At 48.7% G+C, this 17,524-nt stretch carries 11 protein-coding genes; 3 read left to right on the top strand and 8 right to left on the bottom strand.

Annotation, left to right across the window (positions count from 1 at the left end; genetic code table 11):
• Positions 1-179 precede the first annotated feature (179 nt).
• Both ACR6Z4_RS18125 and ACR6Z4_RS18130 read right to left on the bottom strand, forming a co-directional pair.
• Positions 180-878: a response regulator transcription factor gene (locus ACR6Z4_RS18125; RefSeq protein ID WP_479718711.1), complete on the bottom strand. Its 699-nt coding sequence runs from the start codon at positions 876-878 to the stop codon at positions 180-182.
• Positions 879-979: 101 nt separating this feature from the next.
• A complete protein-coding gene (locus tag ACR6Z4_RS18130; RefSeq protein ID WP_479718712.1) occupies positions 980-2,287 on the bottom strand; it encodes an iron uptake porin in 1,308 nt (435 codons plus the stop codon).
• A gap of 541 nt (positions 2,288-2,828) precedes the next feature.
• Between ACR6Z4_RS18130 and ACR6Z4_RS18135 the strand changes: the two genes are divergently transcribed.
• A complete protein-coding gene (locus ACR6Z4_RS18135; RefSeq protein ID WP_479718713.1) occupies positions 2,829-4,328 on the top strand; it encodes a glycosyl hydrolase family 57 in 1,500 nt (499 codons plus the stop codon).
• A 394-nt stretch (positions 4,329-4,722) separates the two neighbouring features.
• Here the strand turns inward: ACR6Z4_RS18135 and ACR6Z4_RS18140 are convergent, their stop codons facing one another.
• Positions 4,723-5,982, bottom strand: a complete 1,260-nt coding sequence (locus ACR6Z4_RS18140) for a tetratricopeptide repeat protein (RefSeq protein ID WP_479718714.1) — start codon at positions 5,980-5,982, stop codon at positions 4,723-4,725.
• Positions 5,983-6,691: 709 nt separating this feature from the next.
• On the opposite strand from ACR6Z4_RS18140, the gene purD reads away from it, so the two are divergent.
• Positions 6,692-7,999, top strand: a complete 1,308-nt coding sequence (purD, locus tag ACR6Z4_RS18145) for a phosphoribosylamine--glycine ligase (protein WP_479718715.1) — start codon at positions 6,692-6,694, stop codon at positions 7,997-7,999.
• 263 nt (positions 8,000-8,262) lie between these two features.
• On the opposite strand, the gene ACR6Z4_RS18150 is transcribed toward purD, so the two are convergent.
• The gene (locus ACR6Z4_RS18150; RefSeq protein ID WP_479718716.1) at positions 8,263-11,112 is read right to left on the bottom strand and encodes a GAF domain-containing protein; all 2,850 of its coding nucleotides are present in this window, start codon (positions 11,110-11,112) and stop codon (positions 8,263-8,265) included.
• A 204-nt stretch (positions 11,113-11,316) separates the two neighbouring features.
• Positions 11,317-11,691 (bottom strand): hypothetical protein, encoded by a 375-nt coding sequence (locus ACR6Z4_RS18155; RefSeq protein ID WP_479718717.1) that lies wholly within the window; start codon positions 11,689-11,691, stop codon positions 11,317-11,319.
• Between the two features lie 354 nt (positions 11,692-12,045).
• On the opposite strand from ACR6Z4_RS18155, the gene ACR6Z4_RS18160 reads away from it, so the two are divergent.
• On the top strand, positions 12,046-13,728 hold the full coding sequence (locus ACR6Z4_RS18160; protein ID WP_479718718.1) for an NAD(P)H-quinone oxidoreductase subunit 4: 1,683 nt from the start codon (positions 12,046-12,048) through the stop codon (positions 13,726-13,728).
• A gap of 282 nt (positions 13,729-14,010) precedes the next feature.
• Here the strand turns inward: ACR6Z4_RS18160 and ACR6Z4_RS18165 are convergent, their stop codons facing one another.
• Genes ACR6Z4_RS18165 through ACR6Z4_RS18175 form a run of 3 tightly spaced genes read right to left on the bottom strand, consistent with a single transcriptional unit; the run spans position 14,011 to position 17,254 of the window.
• A complete protein-coding gene (locus ACR6Z4_RS18165) occupies positions 14,011-14,847 on the bottom strand; it encodes a hypothetical protein (RefSeq protein ID WP_479718719.1) in 837 nt (278 codons plus the stop codon).
• A gap of 18 nt (positions 14,848-14,865) precedes the next feature.
• Entirely contained in the window at positions 14,866-16,446 is a 1,581-nt protein-coding gene (locus ACR6Z4_RS18170) for a GMC oxidoreductase (RefSeq protein WP_479718720.1), read from the bottom strand.
• Between the two features lie 10 nt (positions 16,447-16,456).
• On the bottom strand, positions 16,457-17,254 hold the full coding sequence (locus tag ACR6Z4_RS18175) for an SDR family NAD(P)-dependent oxidoreductase (protein ID WP_479718721.1): 798 nt from the start codon (positions 17,252-17,254) through the stop codon (positions 16,457-16,459).
• Positions 17,255-17,524: the final 270 nt, after the last annotated feature.

Here is a 17,524-nt window from a genome sequence, read left to right on the forward strand (position 1 = left end):
GACCCAATTAAATGTTTTGTAACGGGGTGCAGGGGTGGAACCCCTGCGTGGGGGCGCAGCCCCCACCCCACCCCATGTTGCAAAATTTAGTACCTACACTACTAGAATTTATTTTTAGCAAGCGCGGCGACGCCGCGCTTGCTAAAAATAAATTCTGGGGTTTGATGTAATTTGTCATCCTAAACTGACTCTGAATCTTTCCCTAATCTCTGGTACAGCCGATACCCCACCCCATACACAGTTTCAATCAATTCCTGCTGAGAGCCAGCCGCTTTTAGCTTACGACGCAGATTGGTAATGTGGGTTTTGACCGTGTCTTCTCCCGACACTTGATCGCATTCCCATAATTTTTCCATTAACATGGCTCGGGTGAAAACTTGGCTGGGATTTCGCATCAAGCACTCTAAAATTAAATATTCTTTGGGGGTGAGAGTCAGCGTATGCTCGCCATAGGTGGCAATGTGTAAGTTGGGATTTAATGCGAGTTGTTCATACTGCAAGATAGGAGTTTGGAGATCGGTTGGGCGGCGAGAAAGGGCACGAATCCGAGCCGACAATTCTTCTAACTCAAACGGTTTCACTAGATAATCATCGGCTCCGGCATCTAACCCGATGACTTTATCTGATGTTGTATCTTTTGCCGTTAGCATTAATACAAACCCCTGATATTGATGGCTCCGCAGCCGCTTACACAAACTGATGCCATCTAATTTGGGTAGCATAATATCCAGCAAAATTAGATCATAAGCAACCGCCTGGGCATAGTCCCACCCTTCTAAACCATCTTTGGCAAGGTCTATTACATAATGCTGGTACCGCAAATCTTCTGCCAGGGGTTTGGCAATGCGATCGTCGTCCTCTACTAATAAGATTCTCACGGTGTTTGATCTCCTGTGGGAATTTAATCAAGCGAAGTTTTTTGGAATTGGAGTGTTGCCGCACGTTCAAAAAACTTCCGGGTTTTATGTCAGGCGTAATCCTAAAATTCAAATTTTGTTCTGACGGTAAAGATAACAAGATCGGGATTGGTATTGTCGTGGTTGGGGGCTGTAATCCAGATCAAACCAGGGGTGACGGAGATTGGGTCTGATAGGTAATAGCGATAGAATAGCTCAATATGAAAAGAAGTATCTGGGTCATGGCTGAGGTCATCTACCCTAAATCCGCTGGTTCCGGTTAATCGAGGTTCTTGACCGATGACGAGTCCCAACAGATTCTCGGGTTGCCCAACATCCAGAACTGCCAGGGTAAGGGCATAGTTCCAAATATCAGCAGTTCCTAACCCGAGCACCGTTGCATGGGTAAACCCAACCCAACCGCCAATCGCAACTTGAGCACTGGGTGAAAACGATGCAGACAACCCGTAGGAATTGCCGATAACGGGACGTTCTAAATCAATTTGCGATCGCCCACTCCCGGTTTCGGTTTCCAGGCTGGCATCATTATCGTTGTGAATATATGTAAGACCCAGCAAAACATCATCACTGGCTGCAACCCCTAGTTGAATAAAGGCACTTTGGTTGCCATTAAACAAGCCAACGGCTTCAGACGTATCTGATGCACCTGTGAAATAGCCCAGGCTGAGGTTGAGGCGATCGCTTAAGTCGTAGTTGAGTTGTAGCCCCGTATCTTCAACCAGGTTGTTGATCGGATTTTCTGTACCAAATTCCGAAATAACCTCATCGGTTAAAACAGGATTGAAATCGTCCAGATCATCACCTGTCGTTGAAAGATAGAGACTGGCGCGATCGCCAATGGGAAATTCATAAGACAGCTCACTCAGTTCAACGCGATCGCTATCTGTACTGGCAGGATCTGTCAGTTGCCCTTCAAAGGTAAGTTCATCCACCCAGGGAAACTCGGTGGCGTTGCCACTTTCAAGCCCTACCTGGAGTTGATCGTCGCCCGCAAAGCTGACTTGAAGCATCAGCTCAACACTCGACTGCAACACCATGTTGTCTTCTAGATCTCGTCCAGACGCCCCACTCATTCCCATAACCGCTTCGCCGTGCACAGAAACCGTTGGAGAAAACGAGGGTGCGGCTAAATCGGAAACAGGAGTTTCTAAGGGATCTGGGGGTTGCCGGGGTTGATAGCCTTCAGCCGTAAGGTTTTGAGAAGCAGCATACTGCTCAAGTTGGTAAACTGGCACAATCTGCGTCATTGTCCCCGACGTAAACGGCAAAACGTCCTGTAAGTCATCTGCGGAACGAATCGCTGACAGAGGTACCTGTTGCGCCATAACCCACGTTTCCGGAACAGGTGGAGTGGCAAAGAGTCCAAGCATATCGATGATGTTCTATCGCGAGGCTAAATCAGATGTGCAACCAACCGAAGGGCGATCGCTGTCACACCTGATCATGGTCACGAATCAAATCGGATCGCTATAGATCGGGTGTTAATTTTTTAGTAGTGGTACTGATGTTTTGTGGCGCGGGCAACGCCCGCGCCACAAAACATCAGTACTTTTATTAGGACTACTAATTTTTTAGCAAAGCACGCCAAGTTTTGTAGGGGCTGGAGGCAGTGAAACTCTCGATTTGAAGCGTAGATCCCACCCCCTATGTTGCAAAATTTAGTGTTTGCACCCCTAGATAGATTGATCATTTCTTTGGCATTGGTTTAATAGCGGCATGAATTTGAGCGTGAAACCTTTGGTTTCACGCTCAAATTCATGCCCAAAATCACTAACGCCTTTTTTTAGAGGACACGATATAGCGTTTTGGGCTGGAATCGATTAGGGTTATTTTTTGGGGCTGTTAATTTTAGGAATATAAATGAATGTATGAGGAGTGTTTGCATCACAATGATTACCGAGGAAAAGTTTCATGATTGCATCAGCACCGTCTCCTAATCTGCCGATTTTAGAAGATACATCGTCTGGTTTGCCCAGTATTTGCGGTTGGGAAACCGAAATCAGTTCAGTCGTCAATCACACCGATCCCATCTTTTTACCGACCACTAATCTTCGTCTAGAACACATCACGGCAGGGTTTGCGTGTGCCTTGCATATGCATCAACCGACAATTCCCGCAGGTGCCAATGGCGAATTGATTTGCAACCTCCAGCACATGTTTGAGCATTCAGGCGAGGGCGACAACCACAATGCCAGTGTGTTTGCCTGGTGCTATTCCCGCATGGGAGATTTCATTCCCGACCTGGTGAACCAGGGATGTAATCCTCGCATCATGTTGGATTATTCTGGCAATCTGTTGTGGGGCTTGCAGCAGATGGGGCGACATGATGTCATCAATCAGTTGAAACGCATTACCTGCGATCGCCACTATCAACCCTATGTAGAATGGTTGGGAACCATGTGGAGTCATGCAGTTGCACCATCTACCCCGATTCCTGACTTAAAGCTGCACATTCAAGCATGGCAGCAATATTTTGCCAGCGTGTTTGGGTATGATGCCCTGAAGCGAGTGAAAGGCTTTTCACCACCCGAAATGCACTTGCCCAACCATCCGGACACCCTCTATCACTACATCAAAGCCTTGAAAGACTGCGGCTATCGCTGGCTGATGGTGCAGGAACATTCGGTTGAACAGTTGGATGGTTCTGGCTTATCACACGACCAGAAATATATCCCCAATCGTCTGGTTGCACGCAATTCTCAAGGCGACGTGATTAGCATCACTGCCTTGATCAAAACTCAAGGATCAGATACCAAACTGGTTGCCCAAATGCAGCCTTACCACGAGGCAAAAAGTCGAGGTAGACAATCGATTGGCAATCAATCGCTGCCCGGTTGCGTCACCCAAATTGCCGATGGTGAAAATGGTGGCGTGATGATGAATGAGTTTCCTCGCGATTTTCCGCCCCTCTGGCATACCATCAAAGACAATGGACGAGGTACAGCCGGTGTTGCTGGGGTCAATGGCACGGAATATATTGAATTGTTAGAAGCCGCCGGGGTCAACCCAACCGACTATCCAGAGATTCAAGCCGTGCAACAGCATAAGATTTGGCACCAGGTTAATCCTGATGCCGCAACATCTGAAGCCGTGGAAAACGCGATCGCCAATCTGAAAGCTACCGACCATCGTTTTCATATGGATGGTGCCTCCTGGACAGATAACCTGAGCTGGGTGCATGGCTATGAGAATGTTTTAGAACCCATGAATCAACTCAGTGCTAAATTTCATGCCAAATATGATGCTTTGGTGCAGCAAGACCCAGCTGTCACCAAGCAACCGGACTATCAAGAAGCACTGCTTTACAACTTGTTAGTGCAAACTAGTTGTTTTCGTTATTGGGGGCAAGGCACCTGGACAGACTATGCTCGTGAATTGTATCGCCGGGGCGAAGCATTGCTGACCCATTAAAACCCAGGCTGTAACAGTATTGGTCTTGAACCCTTTGGGTTCAAGACCAATACCATTGAGATGGCTGTTAAAAATTTCTCTTTGTGGAAACAGTATGCTTTAGGTTTGATGTAGCTTGTCTGGTGGACATGGAAGCAGAATGCAGCCTATAGCGCTGTGCAGGTTGATTCAGGACGGTGTTTGTGGGGCGCTCCGCGCCCCACAAACACCGTTTCTGTACTTAACGAACGTGTACACCGCTATATAGCAATATGCAGGTTGATTAAGTACAGGGGGTGCAGGGGGCGGTGCCCCTTGCGTGGGGGTTCCACCCCCACACCCCGTACTCAACCCAAGTGGGTACCGCTATATCGATCGATAGAGAGGAAAGCGATCGCTATTACATAAGTTAGCCCTATTGCTGACTCAGCTGTTGAATTTGGGTATTGAAGTAGCCGACTTTATAGTTCAATTGCTGGGCAATTTGTAAGCCCCGACGGAATGACGCGATCGCTTGACCGTTGTTTCCCATTTCGCGATGAACCTGTCCGATGTGATCATAGGCTTCCATGATGCCCATGTTGTCATAGGACTGCTGGGCAACATCAATCACCAGTTGATAGACTACCAGCGCATCATTGGGGCGATTGATTGATCGATAAAGCATTGCCAGACGATTGAGTGCATCTCCGGCATAGCCATATTGCTGCGTCGAACGCGATACTGCATAGGCTTCTTGGTAGCTGGGTGCCGCCCGATCAGGACGATTGAGTGCTTGATAATTGTCGCCAATGATCAACTTCAAGGGCGGAATTTGCATGTAGTCCTGAGCAGAATCGTAGATCCTGACCAACTGTTGCTGAACGGCGATCGCTTGTTCTAATTGATTATCTTGCTGATAGGCATAGGCGAGTTGATTCATATACTCCAGCCGTTTGTCTGGATCAGGAGTCAGCTCGATCAATTGCAGGTAAGCAGCGGCGGCTTCTCCATAGTTAAACCAGGCAAGATTGAGTTGGGCAAGAGATGCCAGCGTGGTTTCTTCTAAAACATGGTCTTGCCGTTGTCGAGCTTGCACCAAAATTTGGTTGTAGAGGGTGATCGCTGAGTCAAACGCCCGCATTTTTTCGTAGGATTGGGCGATCGTCAGCAGCAGGTCGTAGTTGGTAGGTGTTTGGGCTTGTACTTCTAGCTCAATCTGTTGCAACCGTTCTGTAATCAGCCGGACTTCGGTAGTTTGGCTTTCCTGCCATGCCACTTCTCCAACCCGACCGAGTGCCGGAACTTCTTCTTGAATTCCTAATACCCGCCGTAACCGTAGTTCACGGTTCCAAAGTTCAATCGCACCGACAATGTCACCCCCCTGAAACTTGCGTTCTGCCTGCCGCTGAATTTCGTTGGTTGCGGAGGTCAATTCACGGCGTTCTTGCGGACTGAGGGGACGATCGACGGCGAGTTGGGGCAAGAGTGGGTCTGGTTCTGTCATTTCGAGAGGATTGGGCGGAAAAGCAGGCACTTCATCCGCGATCGCCGCAGTCAGCCCCACCGTGCAGCTCAGCACCAGACCCGCTGATACATGCAGTAATGCGATCGCTCCCCACGTCAACCAACCCGGCTGCGGGCACTCTAACGGCGGTTGAGCGGGTTGAATTGGTTGAGCTGAAAACCTATCCATGACAAACTCCCTTTATCCCTCTTTTCCAATTTTCACCGAATTCGCTGAAAATTGCCCAGCACAGAGTGCCGCTTTCCATAACCCCACCCAGAATAGCCCTAAATCATTCGGCATGGCTGCATCCTGCGATGAATTTGCAGGGGAAGCCCACTTTAATCCGTGATCCTATGCGACGGTGATCCCCACACTGAGTAAGCTCAATGAATAGGTTGAACTATTTTCTCAAATTGAAGTTCCAGATCCGGATCTAGACAGCAAGACGTTTAGACCGAAGGTTGGAAAACCTCCAAGGTCTCAGGGAGCGCAATTAGAAACCGCTAACGTTTGCAGCATGGGGTTAAGGGTTGTACCCCAACCCCTCCGAGACTTTTAATGTGATGGATTGGAATCTAAGCCATAACTAAAACCCTATCGATTGAGATGTTTTTCTAATGGTTTATCGATGGCTGAAACCGTATATTTCTCTGTCCGACGACTTAGGATGAGAGTGTACGGATGTGGATTGAATAAAATCAAAGAGTTATTTTGAGAGTGCGGCATTGCCATGCTCCCAAACTGAACGTCTGGGTTTTATTTAATTTGTGATCCTGAGAAATTATGCCTGATCTTTATTTTTTGGAAGCTAAATCCGCGATCGCTTGACCTGATTCAAGAACATGGCATAATAGGGAGCGCTTCATCTTAAGTTACCGGCGATGGTGGGTAGAGTGTGAAAATTTTGGTGGTTGGGAACGGAGGTCGTGAGCACGCCCTCGCCTGGAAATTGTTGCAGTCAGATCGAGTGCAGGAAGTCATTTGTGTTCCTGGAAATGGTGGTACAGCAACGCTGAAGCGATGTCGCAATTTACCCCTCTCTGCAACAGATTTTGAGGGGATTGGGCGCTTTGCCCTGGTGAATAATATTGGGCTGATTGTGGTGGGGCCTGAAGTTCCGCTGGCTGGAGGGATTACAGATTACCTGCAAGGTCAGGGTTTGAATGTTTTTGGACCCAATCAGGCGGGGGCGCAGATCGAAGCCAGTAAAGCATGGGCAAAGGCGCTAATGGCTGAAGCTGGCATTCCCACGGCTCAAGCAAAGGTGTTTACCGATCGAGAAACCGCGATCGCCTATGTCGAAGCGCAGGGCGCGCCAATTGTCGTCAAAGCCGATGGGCTGGCGGCAGGTAAAGGTGTCACGGTTGCCATGACGGTTGCCGATGCGATCGCGGCGATCGATGCTGCGTTTGCGGGGCAGTTTGGCAAAGCCGGCCACATTCTGGTGATCGAAGACTATCTCACGGGTCAAGAGGCATCGGTCTTAGCCGTTACCGATGGTGTAACCATTCGTCCGTTGCTGGCAGCGCAAGATCACAAGCGTCTGGGCGACGGGGATACCGGACCTAATACCGGGGGCATGGGGGCTTACGCACCGACTCCCATTGTCACGCCAGCGTTGATGCAACGGATTCAAACCGAAATTTTGGAACCGGCGATCGCCACTCTTCAAAACCGAGGCATTGACTACTGCGGCATTCTCTATGCGGGCTTGATCATCACGCCAGAGGGTGATCCCAAGGTGATCGAGTTCAACTGTCGTTTTGGTGATCCCGAAACTCAAGTCATCTTGCCGCTGTTAGAAACGCCGCTGGATTTGTTGCTATTAGCCTGTGCCCAAAAACGGTTAGAACAATTCCCCGAGATTAACTGGAAGCCCGGTTTTGCAGGCTGTGTGGTGCTGGCATCTGAAGGTTATCCCGGTAAATATCCCAAGGGGCAACCGATTAGCGGCATCGATGACGCTGAGATGCAAGGTGCCGTCGTATTTCATGCGGGTACAAAACTTAAACAGCAACAACTGGTCAGCGATGGTGGGCGGGTTCTAAATGTCATTGCCATAGGAGATACGTTCTCACAGGCGATCGCCCAGGCTTATGCAGCGGTTGATAGCATTCAATTCGAGGCGAAATATTACCGTCGAGATATTGGGCATCAGGTGCTGGATGGTGAACCTTCTATCAACAAAGGTGTTGAATTATAAACAAAGGTCTAGTTTGTATGATTTCCTTGTACCAGCAGGATACATTGAAACTACAGATTAAAACCGTTAGCCACCCCGATTCATAATACGGCTAACCTATATCCTCCGATGCCTCAGGTTGTATACAGCCTGGGGCGTCATTTTAGCCAAGAATCACAAATTAATTAAAACCGAAGATCTATTTTTGGAAGCGCGGCTCCGCCGCGCTTCCAAAAATAGATCTTCGGTTTTCTTAAATCCACGCTCCTAAGATTAGCCAGGATTCATTTGGTGGTCATCGTGTGGACTCCATCCCAGTCGTCTGCGGGTGGATAGCGTAAATAGGCGTGCGATCGCTCTAAATGTACCTCAATCGCCCGATCGTCTGTTTGGCGTACCCGTTGAGCTTCGGCAAAATAGTGAATCGCTCGTTTGAAGTCAGCATTTGTATAGGCAGATCGTCCCATTTGATAGAGTTCCAGAAAGTTTTCCGTCTGGGGATCAAGCGGGTGGGTGCGATCGCCCAGCAATTCATAAATACCAATGGGTTCCACCTTGCCTTTGACCCGAATCCGATCCAGCTCTCTCACCCAAATGCGATCGTGACAGAGATTATAGGTAAACTCGCTCAACACAATGTCGCAACCATACTCTTTGGTAACACCCTCCAACCGCGAGCTGACATTCACGCCATCTCCAATCACGGTATAGTCCATGCGTTTTTGCGAACCGATATTGCCTGAAACCACCTCTCCAGAGCTGATCCCAATGCCAATCTTAATTTGCGGCTGAGCTGTATCGCGGCGGATATAGTTAAACTCTGCCAACCGTCGCCGCATATCCAGCGCAGCTTGCACTGCCATCCAGCCGTGATTCTCCAGCGGCAGGGGTGCGCCAAACACTGCCATCAAGGCATCGCCAATGAATTTATCCAGGGTGCCTTCAAAATTGAATACGGCTTCGACCATCGTCTCAAAATAGTCGTTGAGCAGAGACACGACTTCAGATGCTTCCAGCTTTTCTGTCAGCGTGGTGTAACCCCGAATGTCAGAAAATAGAATCGTGACATCCTTACGTTCACCGACCATCAGGGCATCTTCACCCAGCGCCATGACTCGCTCTGCCACACCCGGTGTCATGTAGCGATACATGGTCGTCTTCATCCGTTTTTCTTGACTGATATCTTCGAGGACGACCAACCCACCTCGCACCCGCCCTTCTGGATTGGTCAACGGGTTGACCGTTAAATTAACACTGCGTTCCAGTTCCCGCACCTGACTGGCAGCGATGGGGGCATTGTGAAAGGTAACTTTTGCAGAGGCATGGGTGAATTTTTTGAGGTTCGCATCTTCCTGATTCACGTCTACAAAACTTTCTGAACCGGCTGCTTCAGCCCCTAACTCAATTCCATTAGCTCCATGCGGTTGAGGGCTATCATCGAGGTCTTGATTCCCGGTCGCTTCTCCCATCTCACCCCAGAGATAGTATTGCTTAGGATTCGTGCGATCGCAGATTGCCAGGGCATAGAGCGCCGGATCAATTGGCTCCGGTTCAACGGCTGAGGTTGACTCATTGCCATTGACTGAATCACTGCCCTTGATCAGATCACCGTTACTGCTATGACTGGGGCTACTGTTATGACTGTGACCATTGCCATTGTTGGTATCACCGTCATGTGGGTCAGCGTCAGGGGCGATCGCATATAACCCGATGGTCAAGCTTTGCTCCGGCACATAGTGTTTCGCGCCACATTTAAGGCTGTCTTGCAGGCGCATTTGCAAATGCTCAATCGGCACCACTTCCCAAACCAGGCGACCGATGAGCTTATCTGCCCAACTATCGGGCAAGTGCCGTCCTGTTTCTGCCTTGATCGGGCAGCCCAACAATGCCAATGCCGCATCGTTGATAGTGACGATCCTGCCGTGCATATCGGTGGAAATCACCGCATCGGAAAGGCTTTGCAAAATATCTTTTTGGTATTGCTTTTCCAGCAACACACTTTCAAACAATTGAGCATTTTCCAGGGCAATACCTGCCTGAATATTGAACGCTCGCATAAATTCTTCATCAGAACTGGTGAAACTCCCCTGCTCTTTATTGATCAGCTGGGTCACACCCATCAGTCGGCTTTCCGAGTTGTATACGGGCATACAAAGGACATTGCGCGTCCGGTAGCCTGTCCGTTTATCGATCGTGGGATCAAAGCGGGGATCTTCGTAAGCGTTGGGAATATTGAGGGCTTGACCTGTCGATGCAACATAGCCAGCAATACCACGATTTGCCGGAATTCGGATCTCAACAGTCTTGCCGCCTTCAGACGACGCCACTTTAGACCAGAGTTCGTTGCGTTCGTGGTCAATCAAAAATAGGGTGCTGCGATCTGCTTTCATCAGTGCCCGCGCTTCGCGCATAACCGATCGCAATGTTTTATCTAAATCAAGACTTTGTGCCAGGCAAGACGTTGCTTTCAGTAAGGCGGCAACCCCTCGCTGGTTGCGGGCTGCAATATAAAACGAGTTGCAGCTTTCTAGAATGATCCCCATAGAATTGGCAAACTGCCTGAAGAGTTGCTCGTCTTCATGGGTAAAGGGAACATCGCCCATTTTTTTGTTGAGCAACTGCACCACCGCAATCACCTGATCTTTGGTGCTGAGGATGGGCATACAGAGGATGTTGTAGGTGTGGTATCCCGTTTGCCGATCGACTTCTGGATTAAATAAAGGATGTTGATAGGCATCAGGGATATTGAGGCATTCCCCGGTGCTGGCAACATGCCCTGCAATGCCCATCGTCAGAGGCAATCGGATTTCCAGGGGTTTTTCCCCTTCTGCCTGCGCCACTTTAGACCAGAGCTGTTGCTTTTCTAAATCGACTAAAAAGATTGTGGTGCGATCGGCGTGTAAAATCTGCCCGATTTTCAGCGTAAAGGCTTCTAGAATTTGCTCTAGCAACGTTTCCAGAGCTTCGTTGTTGATCATTTCGATCGCCCGGAGGAAATGTTCAAACTCTCGGGTAATTTGATCAAGCAGATCAGCAAATTGAGGCACTGGTAAGTCTTTGACGCGGCGAGTTAGATCACCTTTGCGATCGCCCCGCGACAGGGTCGCCAACATACTAGTAGAAGAAGGGATCATGCTCATTTCTGCTGGAGAAGCAAAGTTTTTAAGTCAAGTTTTGATCAACGATCGATTGATTAGCCTTAGTTGAGCAGGTTCAACCTACCTTCACCAATCACTGAATGCGCTACACCCTACGACTCAACACACCCTGCCTTAACTTAATGTCTTATCACTCCAGGAACACACACACCGGATTGAGGAAATTGTCTAACAAAAGTTTTACAACTTCTGCCAATAGCTTAACCTTTCTTGCTTAAAGAAAAATGAGCGCTGCTCAGGATAGAGGAAGTTGTAGAGAAAACAATATTCTCTCATATAGGCATAAATCTTATACATAGCGATCCGATTTGATTCCTGAATAGGATCCGTTATGAAAGGACGTTGTACCAATTTTTTATGAAGACGCGCTAAACCTGTGACCCCCTGTAGTCCCTCTTGCCAAGGGGGACGGCGACAGCCGGGGGTAAAATCAGGCGCAGCCTCATATAAAAACGGTATTGCTGAATACGGGGATAAACGGTGAACGATGGCAACGGGAGTAACCTCACAATGCTTCGCACTCAGATCAATCACGGGTTTTGCGCCACTGAGCATGGCTACCAGACACAATTAAAAGTTTTACCAAGGGGTGCAGGGGGTTTCATCCCTGCGTGGGGGCACCGCCACTATCAGCCCATAGTGCAAAATTTAGCGGTTACAACCCTAGATATTCCTTAAAGATCGTGAATTTAATACAACGCAATTCTTTTTGAGAGAGCGACGGCGGAGCCGTCGCTCTCTCAAAAAGAATTACAGGTTCATTAATTTGTCAGCCTAAATTAAATGCCAAAGCGAGTTGCCATAGATTTTTTTATATCCATACAAGATGAAGAATCATGAACAAAACATTACAAACCTTAGTAAGATGGAACTCATTCGGAGGTAAGTATTTTTTCCTATTAACGCTATATGTTTGACCACTTCCCTTGGCTGACTGCGATCGTCCTGTTTCCACTCGTTGCTGCGCTTGCTATTCCTGTGCTGCCTGATAAAGAAGGCAAGCTCGTGCGATGGTATGCCCTGGGTGTAGGCATCGCAGATTTTGTTTTGATGTGTTACACCTTTTGGAAGCATTACGACGCTAGCAGTGCAACTTTTCAGCTGGTTGAGAAGTATGCCTGGGTGCCTCAGTTAGGGCTAAACTGGGCAGTTTCCGTGGATGGGTTGTCTGTGCCGCTGGTGCTGTTGGCAGGGTTGGTAACCACGCTCTCGATTTTTGCAGCCTGGCGGGTTGATCGTAGACCTCGCCTTTTTTATGCCCTGATGCTGGTGCTGTATGCCGCTCAAATTGGGGTGTTTGTTGCGCAAGATGTGCTGCTGCTGTTCATTATGTGGGAAGTGGAGCTTGTCCCTGTTTACCTGCTCGTATGTATTTGGGGTGGACAGCGACGACGCTATGCGGCAACCAAGTTTTTGATCTACACCGCAGCCGCTTCGATTTTTATTCTAGTTGCTGGCTTGGCAATGGCTTTCTCAGGAGGTGCCGTTACCTTTGACCTGATTGAGCTGGGTGCCAAAGACTATCCTTTAGGACTGGAATTGCTGCTATATGCGGGCTTGTTGGTTGCCTTTGGGGTGAAGCTGGCAATCTTCCCACTGCATACCTGGTTGCCGGATGCTCACGGTGAAGCTTCGGCTCCGGTATCAATGATTTTGGCAGGGGTTCTGCTAAAAATGGGTGGCTATGGGTTGATTCGGTTCAACCTGGAATTATTATCGGATGCCCATGTGTATTTCGCGCCGATCCTGGCAGTTTTAGGCGTTGTCAACATTATTTACGGTGCCTTTAACTCGTTTGCTCAGCCCAATATGAAGCGGCGGCTGGCATATTCATCTATTTCTCACATGGGGTTTGTGTTACTGGGCATTGCTTCATTCACCGATTTAGGGGTGAGTGGTGCGCTGTTGCAGATGGTGTCTCATGGCTTGATTGCGGCAGTGTTGTTCTTCCTGGCAGGGGTAACCTACGATCGCACCCATACGATGGCAATGAATGAAATGGGCGGACTGGGTCAGGCAATGCCCAAAGTCTTTGCTCTGTTCACAATGGGTTCGATGGCATCGCTGGCACTTCCTGGTATGAGTGGATTTGTCGGTGAGTTAGCCGTGTTTGTAGGAGTGGCAACCAGCGACATTTATAGTTCGACTTTCCGTGCCGTTACAGTTCTGCTGGCTGCCGTTGGGTTGATTTTGACCCCCGTCTATCTGCTCTCGATGTTGAGACAGGTGTTTTATGGAACGGGCGAAAATCTTTCCTGTGATTTAACCAATGACACGGCTGAGCAACTGGGCGATCAGGAAGCAGCTTGTTTTGGTAACAGTTGCGTCTTGCCTGCGGATGCTGTGTATAGCGATGCCAAACCGCGTGAAGTCTTTATTGCGGCTTGTTTCTTATTGCTGATTGTGGGAATTGGGTTTTATCCCAAATTTGCCACCCAGATCTACGATGTCAAAACAGTTGCGGTCAATGCGCAGGTGCGGCAATCTTATACTGAGTTTGCTCAGTCGCAGCCTCAAATCTATGCGAGAGGATTGGTTTTCCCACAAATGCCAACCTCAAATCTGGCAACCGCTGTGGACGTTTTAGACTAGTCGGATTGCCTTCCTTCATGTTGTAGCCAGACCCATCTCTACTCTCAATCTTGGGTTCTAGCGCCTCACTCGATGATCTCCGATCGATTGCGTGGGATAGAAACAAGCTTTGCTTGTTTCTATCCCACTTTTTGTTTGCACATTTAGGCGTTGCTAATTTAATCTATGAAATTTGGAGTGAGTGCCGCGCGAAGCGCGGCACTCACTCCAAATTTCATCGCTGGACTATGTTAAGACAATTGACGTACTGAAAAGCGGCACTCTGTAACGCTTTTCAAGGCATTATCCTTGTAGGAAGTTTTGTGCGATCGCCAAAGCCGCGTTTAAGAAGTGTTGAAGTTGCGATCGCCTTTCGCCGTCCCCCTGTTCTAGCCGAGAAGCGGTTAATACAGCACCCACCCAATGAGATGTATGCCAAAAGCCGTTGCCTTCCAGTGCCGGAAGATGGCTGGTATCGGGATAGGGATAGGGGCTGACATACCAATAGGGTTCGGTGTAGCTGTCGTCTCCGGGGGATAGCCCCATGCCAATACTCTTGGCTTCATCTGGCGGAGTGCCCGGTAGGGTAATCAGCGTTGCCATATCAAAATGGTGCGGCCAGATGTGAATGGGGGATGCGCCTGGGGTGGTTGCGACGATATCGTGGAGAAGGGTGTACGTCAGGTCGTAGTCATTCACTAAAATTTGACGGCTGGTTTCATTGCTTGCATCAAATGGTGCACCCTGGGCGATCGCATGATCGGGAAAGTCATTGGGGGGATACTCTAATAGCATCACTTGATTGGCATCGGCACCTCGCTTGGCAATCTCAGACCGCAGCCAGGTTAGCCCTTCTGCCAGGGTCTTTTGATGCAAGGATAATTCGGCAATCTTGACACCGTTTTGATCGAGGAGCAGAGACGTTAAATGAATCGGTTCTAGAGCCACTTGAAACGGTTGATCTGTGGCAATTCGCTCGCCCACAAATAGCTTTAGGTCTGGATGCCACGTCAAGCTGGTATGGCTAAAGTCAGGTTTCGGGGTTGCCAGGGCAGCTCCGGTAGCCGCGATGAATTGGATGGCATAGTGTAATTGCACTCGACTTTCAGTTAGATCGAGCAATGGTGGAGACGATAACATGATTGATCCTCCTTACGATTATTTCATACGTTCAGTTAAGCGATCGCCCACTCGTAGCGAGTTCGCAATGATGGTCAGAGTAGGATTCACAGCTCCACTGGAGGGAAAGAAACTGCCATCTACCACATAGAGATTGTCAATATCATGGGTGCGACAATCCAGATCTAACACCGAAGTGGTGGGATCGTCGCCAAACCGACACGTACCCAATTGATGCCCCACCCCATCTAACGGCAATTTGCCCGTGAAATATGTTTTGCTGCCCTTGACGAAGTACGAACAATTGGGCAGTATTGCTTCACCACAATCAATGGATTTAAGAACTTCAATCCAGCGGTGTTCCAAACGAGCATAAGGTTCGGAGTTGTTTTCTGTATAGTCGAGAATGATGCGATCGCCGTCCACCAATACCCGATTATTGGGATCTGGCAGATCTTCAGTTGTCAACCACCAATCCACCGAGTAGGATGCAACTTGCTCGGGTGTTAGCGGAGCATAGGCAGTTGCATTCCCTTCTAGTGCTTCTTTACTGACTTTTCCAAGGGTTTGAATTTGTCCCATCGGATAGTCATAGCCTGCTTCACCCCAGTAGAAATCATTGATGGATAGTGTTTTTTGAAACAGCGTTGGATTTGGCTTTTTGGTTACCCCGATGATAGAACCCAACACATGCTTCATCAAATTACGTCCAACTAAACCAGAACGATTGGCTAACCCTTTGGGATGAGCATCATTTGACGATCGCAACATCAACACAGCGGAATTGATCGCACCGCAGGCAATCACCACGATATCTGCCGAAAACATTCGAATTTCAGTTGGGTGAGTGGTGCTGGATGATTGAACTTCTACTTCTACACCCGTGATGGCTCGCCCAGATGCGCTGGTATGCAGGCGTAACACCTTAGCTTCTGTCAATAGCGTGATGTTGTCTTGAGCCATGACCGGACGGACGGCGCTGATTTCAGCATCTGACTTGGCTTGCACCAAACAGGGATAACCATCGCACGTATTACATCGAATGCAATCACTCAAGTAGCGTTGAGCTTCATTCAAGTGAATGCCTACAGGGGTATGGTACGGATGTAGACCCTTGGCAGTTAACGTATCACTAATTTCTTGAATGCGAGGTTCGTGGCTGATCGCCGGATAGGCATAGTCTTCACTGCGAAATGGGTCAGTCGGATCTTGTCCGCCTTTGCCGTGAACTTGGTATAGTTTTTCGGCTTGGACGTAATAGGGTTCAAAATCCCGATACTTCAACGCCCATTCCGGTGATATACCGTCGCGATGATGAAACTTTTCAAAATCCTTTTCCCGCAAGCGAAATAGGGCAGCTCCATAGAGTTTGGTATTACCACCGACAAAATAACTCATGCCGGGATGAAGTTCGCCTCCATCCTTGTCATACCAGACTTCAGAGTTGTGGTAGCGATCGCTATTAAATACCGTCTTTGTATCCCAGTTTTGCTTTTCTCGGGGTAGAAAAGGACCTCGCTCTAGGACAAGAATGCGCTTGCCACTGCTTGCCAACCGATAAGCTAATGTGCCGCCACCTGCACCCGTGCCAATAATAATCACATCATACTGTTCAGCCATAATAGGTTTCCTATTGCTCCTGATAGTTCCAGAGCAAGCCTCCATCCACAACGAAAGTACTTCCCGTCACATAATCGGCATCCGCAGACGCCAAAAATGCGACTAAGGAAGCGACATCCCCAGGTTGCCCCAATCGTCCGAGGGGAATATTTTTGAGCAATGCTCCTAATTTGACAGGATCGTTGAGTAGCTTGGTATTGATGGGGGTTTCGATCGCACCGGGGGCAACGTTATTAATGGTGATTCCCAATGCTCCTAGCTCAACGGCTAAGTTGCGGGTCATCATTTTCATGCCTCCCTTACTGGCACAATAAGCAGTGAAGTTAGGGAACGGCAACTCTTCATGCACAGAACTGATGTTGATAATTTTGCCGGTTCGTTGCGTTGCCATCAGGTGTTGCACAAACGTTTGGGTTGCGAAGAAAACGCCCTTTAAATTGACGTTCATGACAGCGTCATAGTCGGCTTCTGTTACCTCCCAAAATGGCGCGTGTTTTTCGATCCCGGCGTTGTTGACCAAAATATCTAATTTGCCAAAGTGTTGCACACTTTCGCTAATGAGTTGGCGCACGTCCTCGACATTACCCAGATCTGCCTGGATCGTATGACCGTGAGGATGTGGGCACTGCGCCATATAGCACTTACCCCCGATCGCTTCTACCTTTGACAAGGTTTCTTCTGCCCCTTCGGGATGGGAACGGTAGTTAATCACAACATTGGCTCCTTCTTGAGCCAGACGCAGCACTACTTCCTGTCCGATGCCTTGACTGCTACCCGTAACGAGAGCTACTTTTCCTTCGAGCTTCATGACATGTCTCCTATCAGATTCAGATTGTCTAGTACACCAACTTAAAAGTTTTAGAGGGGGTGGAGGGGGTAAAACCCCCTCTTGGGGGCGAGCCCCCAAACCCCTATGGTGCAAAATCTCGTGTTTGCAACACCAGTTCCGCTCAATCTATCGTTTCTGATTAGAGATTCTGACCTGCCTAAAGTAGAGTTAAATGATTTTTCGCTGAGGAGTTTGCGGGAAATTGCTAATAGTTTGATGATGGTGGCGATCGCATTCTCAGAAAATACT

This window comes from Calyptranema fuscum S582 (assembly GCF_055793305.1).